Origin of the sequence: Collinsella sp. CLA-AA-H167 (assembly GCF_040095305.1) — a bacterium.
Taxonomy (GTDB): Bacteria; Actinomycetota; Coriobacteriia; order Coriobacteriales; family Coriobacteriaceae; genus Collinsella.
The window spans coordinates 1-5,085 of the sequence record NZ_JBBNGA010000034.1 but is presented as its reverse complement, the minus strand read 5'-3'; the positions used below and the strand labels follow the sequence as shown (position 1 = coordinate 5,085).

6 protein-coding genes are annotated in these 5,085 nt (G+C 59.9%); all 6 read left to right on the top strand.

Annotated features, from left to right (window positions below):
• On the top strand, positions 1-257 hold a 257-nt coding region (locus tag AAAT03_RS09905; RefSeq protein WP_349103238.1), incomplete at its 5' end, for a hypothetical protein.
• Positions 254-520, top strand: coding sequence for a CopG family transcriptional regulator (locus AAAT03_RS09900; protein WP_118328862.1), 267 nt, complete (start codon positions 254-256; stop codon positions 518-520). The genes AAAT03_RS09905 and AAAT03_RS09900, both read left to right, overlap by 4 nt.
• 351 nt (positions 521-871) lie before the next feature.
• On the top strand, positions 872-2,287 hold the full coding sequence (locus tag AAAT03_RS09895) for a helix-turn-helix domain-containing protein (protein WP_349103237.1): 1,416 nt from the start codon (positions 872-874) through the stop codon (positions 2,285-2,287).
• A gap of 1 nt (position 2,288) precedes the next feature.
• Entirely contained in the window at positions 2,289-2,615 is a 327-nt protein-coding gene (locus AAAT03_RS09890; protein ID WP_349103236.1) for a hypothetical protein, read from the top strand.
• 565 nt (positions 2,616-3,180) lie between these two features.
• The gene (locus AAAT03_RS09885) at positions 3,181-4,428 is read left to right on the top strand and encodes a hypothetical protein (RefSeq protein WP_349103235.1); all 1,248 of its coding nucleotides are present in this window, start codon (positions 3,181-3,183) and stop codon (positions 4,426-4,428) included.
• Positions 4,429-4,517: 89 nt separating this feature from the next.
• Positions 4,518-4,907 carry a hypothetical protein gene (locus tag AAAT03_RS09880; protein ID WP_349103234.1) on the top strand — a complete coding sequence of 130 codons (390 nt, stop codon included), beginning with the start codon at positions 4,518-4,520 and terminating at the stop codon, positions 4,905-4,907.
• Positions 4,908-5,085 lie beyond the last annotated feature (178 nt).

Below are 5,085 nucleotides of genomic sequence, written 5' to 3'. Positions count from 1 at the left end.
ACCGGGTCACCGAAAGGCACCCGGACGTGAGCAAGGACGATGCGAGGTTCGCGTGGGAGCACGTCAAGCGCAGCATGCCAAGGCTCGGCACCGAGCCGCCCGAGTTCGTCGGTATCGGACTGGACAGCCGTGGCAGGGCGATTGAGCTCGTCGTGGTGCTGAACGAGTCCACGGGCGACTGGCTCATCAAGCACGCGCAGACCCCGCCGCAGGAACGAATCAAGAGGGAACTCGGCTTCGGGAGGAGGAAGTCATGAACGACAGCGAGCTTTGCAAGATGTTCGGCACGACCGTCGAGCAGGTCGAGTCCGATTGCGAGAAGTACGAATCCGGTGATTTCTCCGGCTGGGAGTTCGGCAAGCCCATCGACGGCAGGCCGAAGGCGGCCATGAGGACCACCTCGCTCAAGTTCTCCGAGACCGAGCTGACGGCCATCGACAACGCCGCCAAGCGGCTCGGCCTGACGCGCTCGGCGTTCATCCGCAGGGCGTGCGACAACGAGATTATGGCCATAGCCTAGGCCGGTCGTAAGGGGGTCGGAGAATGGCACCGACCCCCTGTTTTTTGGCTTAAAGTGTAAAAAAATCAGTGATAATATAGGCGGACTGTATGACCTTGACTCCGGGATGGGAGGGCTTTCGAGAGGGAGCCTTTTTCTCTGGCTCTAGGTGTACAATAATTCTATTGATAATATAACGTGCCTATGAGGGCTTCCGGGATGGGTTCCAAGGGGGTCTTTTCTTCTGGCTCTAGGTGTACAATAATTCTATTGATAATATAACGTGCCTATGAGGGCTTCCGGGATGGGTTGGTGAGCGGGTTGTCTCTTGAGTCTGTTCTTCTCGAATACGGGGCTTCCGAGGTGTCGGCCATGGAAGTCTACTCGGACATCTTCCGGCTCGGCGATGGCTTCATCCAGACGGAGGGCGAGCCGGGTGGGCTGCACAAGGCCAACCCGATAATCCTCGGCTCGTTCGGCGGGCATTACGACAGCGACGGGAAGCTCGTCGGAGACAGGAGACGCCGCCGCATCCTGTTCGAGGACACGTTCGAGGAGACCCTTGCCGAGTTCCGCGATGCGAACTGGGCGATAACGAACGGTCTCACCTACTGGGGCAGGGCGAACACCGCCGATGCGCAGAGCAAGATGTGCGCTATGATTTTCGACCTCGACGGGCAGGATGACGGCACGCTCACGGCGTTCCTGTACAACTGCCGAAGCGACTACCCCGTCTATCCCGAGCCGAACTACATCATCCTGAGCGGCCATAACGTCCATCTGTACTACGTCCTCGAGGAACCCGCCGACCTATACCCGAACACCAAGAGCCTGCTGAAGGACATGAAGTACCACCTGACCGACAGGATGTGGAACAAGCATACGTCGAGGGAATGGGAGCACCCGCAGCACCAGGGCATCAACCAAGGGTTCCGCGTCATCGGCGGCAAGACGAAGGACGGCGGCACGGTCAGGGCGTTCGCGGTCAACACGCACCCCTTCTCGCTCGAAGAGCTGAACGACTTCCTTCCCCCGGAACAGCAGGTAGACCTGTCGAAGAAGTGGAGGGAGACGAGGTACACGCTCGAACAGGCCAAGGAGAGATTCCCCGAGTGGTACGAGAAGGTCATCGTCGGCGGCGGACGCGCCGACGGCTCGTGGAATGCCAAGGAAGACCTCTACAACTGGTGGCTGCGCAAGATACGTGCGGGCGCGACGTTCAGCCACAGGTACTTCTGCCTGATGGCTCTGGCGATATACGCCGTGAAGTGCGGCATCACCGACCGTAAGCGCGTCAAGGCGGACATGGATTCGCTGGTGCCGTTCCTGGATTCGGTAGACACCGAGCACCCGTTCGGCAACGACCATGAGGTCGAGAACGCTCTCGAATGTCTTGACCTGCGGTACAAGAAGTTCCCCATCAAGGACTTGGAGAGGATATCGGGAATAGCGATCCCGAAAAACAAGCGGAACTACAGGAAGCAGGCGCTGCACCTCAGAATGGCGCGTTCGAACCTTGAGATTCTGAGCGAGGACGCCGGTCATGCGTTGCAGGGTCGGCCGAAGGGAAGCGGTGAGAAGCGCGAGCTGATTCGCTCCTATGCCCGGGAGCACCCGGATGCCAACCACTCGGACATAGCAAAGGCGCTGGGCGTGTCGAGGTCTACCGTCATCAAGTGGCTGAGGGGCTGGAGGTGCGACACCGACGGTCTACCGGACGGTGCATGGTACGAAAACGGGCACGTTCACGTCGATATGACGGAGCCGGAAATCAAGGCGGGTGAGTGATATGGCAACGAAGCCTTGGCGCTTCACCATCGAGTTCGATGATGAGAAGGCAAAAAGGAATGGTTACAACGTAGATGACCTCTACGATTGCGTGGGAAAGTATGCGGAGCAGATGGGAAACGTGCGCATCGGTCTTGGCACTTGGCAGGCAAAGAGCCGCGAGGTGCAGTTCGGGGCGCAGTGCCCTGTTTGCGCGACTCTATCCAAACAGCCTTGGGTGATGCAGAACATTAAGTCATGGCGCACCTATGAGGATATGAATGAACCGGAGGGTGAAGACTACCTACAGGTAATCCGGGATATCAGCCCGGAACGCGTTTTCGATTAGGGACTGGGAAGGGAAACACCGATACGATGGCGAGCTACACGCTGGATGTTTTCTAGGACGGCGACTTCCCGCTCCACACGTGCGGGCAGGCGGGTCAATGCAGCAATCGGTGACCACGGGGCGGCGTGCTCCGCGAAGCGGATCTGAGCCGACTCGTTCACCGAGTGCGGAATTGACGCGGCGGGCGAGCGCGAAAGCAGACTGGGGCAAGGGTCGATGGGCACAGCTGCCCATCGACCCTTCCTTTGCCCGCCACGCACGCGCCGCCGCGTGCCGCCAAGCCGAGCCGACAGGCGGGCGCGGAGCCACCCCGCGGTGGCGGAGTCGGCAAGGGCGAAGCCCGCGCAGCAGCCGAATGGCTGCGGAGTGCCCCGCAGGGCGCAGGAGAAGTGGGTATTATGTTCACGTGATACCCACTTCTCCAATTGCGCTACTTTCGAGAAAGTAGCAAAGCCACTATACTCTGCCTGTGAAGGGTGTTTGCGCGGTGCCGCCGCCGCGCAGCTTGGTATTCGATGTTCAGGTTCTCGCGGTGCCGCCGCCGCGAGGAGGATGGTGGTATCACATGGCGCTCTCGATGTCGGTTTCGGCCGGTGCCCACAACGCCCGGCACAACACGGATTTGGCCTATCGCGCCAACCTGAGGAACGTCGATGCCGGCTTGAGTGCCGGCAACATCTCGATTCGCGATACCCCGATTGCGGAAGCATACGAGACGGTTTTCGGCGATTCGCTCAGGGCGTACAACGCGAAGCAGAAATCGAAAGGCCATCCAGAGCGATGCATCGACGATTACCTCTCGAAAATCGAGAAGGCCTATTCCGAGGATTCGGCAAGGGTCAAATCGGGTGACAAGGGGCGCGTGAACGTCCCGAAGCCGTGCTACGAGTACGTCCTGCAAATCGGGAACCGCGACACGTTCGGCGGTGAACTCGACAACGGCAGGGCCGAGGAGATTTTCAGGGAGACCGCCGATTCGATTCGCTCAAAGACGGAGGGCGCTATCGAGTGGTTCCAAATCGCCGTTCATTTCGACGAGAAGGACGGAACGCCGCACATGCACATGGCGGGGATTCCGTATGCGACGGGATGCAAGCGCGGCCTTTCGACCCAGGTGTCGATGGGCGGTGCGCTCAAGACACTCGGTCTCGCCCGCCTGCCAGATTTGCAGAACCTCATGATGGCCGAGCTTGAGCTGGCGGCATCGAGGAACGGCATCGAGCGCGACCGCATGGACTGCCATAGGAGGCACGTCGATGTTCCCGAATGGAAGCAACTGCAACGCGACCTGTCGGCCGCGAGCGCGCAGCTCGAATCGAAGCGAAGCGAGGTGGCCGAACTCGATTCCGCAATCAGCGAGAAGTCGGCCGAGGTCGAGCGGCTCGATCAACTCATCGAAAGGCGAAGCCGCAAGCTCGAATCGCTCACCAAGGCACTCGCGGAAATCGAGTCGCGGCTCGACTCACTTGTATCGAACATCGCAGAACTCGCGCACGCCTTCGCGCTCAAGATTTTCGACCGGCCGTTCCAAGTCCTCGAAAGCGTCGCGGACAACCCGGTCATCGACAGCCGTGCGTTCCGGGCTGCGGTCGAGAGGGCGCGGGAGAGTTTGAAGCCGAGGGATGAGCGCAAGGCCGTCGATGCGGCGGCGAAGGCAGTCAAGGCCGAAATGCAAAGGCTCGCTCCGGAACTCGATGGGCTTGCCGTCGAAGTGCGTGACATGAAGGCATCGGAACATGCTCTCGATACAGACCGCTCAAAGGGCGGGGAGCAGGTGCGTCCCGAGACATTGGGCGGCGATTCAATCGGTTGACGGGCGCTTGCTCATTGCGCGGTGTCCGGCGTTGTGGTGCAATACGTGCCATACGCTTTACCAGACACTTTGCCAGACGGGAGCCGACAGTGGCCAAGGTTAAGAAGACATTCCGAATTGAGGAAGATATATACGATGAACTGGTCGAACTCTCGGCCGGGTGGGGCGTGTCGCAGGGTGCCGCCGTCGAGCGTGCCATACGATTTGCCAGAAAGACTGCCAGCGATGCCGACGGCGGTGAATCGACGGAATCGGCGGCGCTCGCCGCCCTAATCAGTCAGCTCGCCGTCAAGGATGCCCAGCTCGCCAAGAAGGACGAGCAGATAGCCAAGCTCATGGAGACGGTGGCGGACAGCACCAAGGCCGTGCAGGGCGCTCAGGCGCTCCACCACGAGACGGCGCAGACGCTCGCGCTGGAGTCCACCGAGCAGAAGCAGAGCCGCTGGCAAAGGCTCAAGAGGGCTTGGATGGGGGTATAGCGGGACAGCGGGTGCGCCTGCTGCCCCATAGACCATCGACCTCATCGTTGTCGGTCGTATTTCTCCTCCGGTTGTCTGGTATTTCGCAACGATAATATCAGTTCGTATTACCGAAACGTGGTATTATCGTATCGTAATACAAACGATTGGAGAGACGTGAACAAGGTCTTCGTGCTCG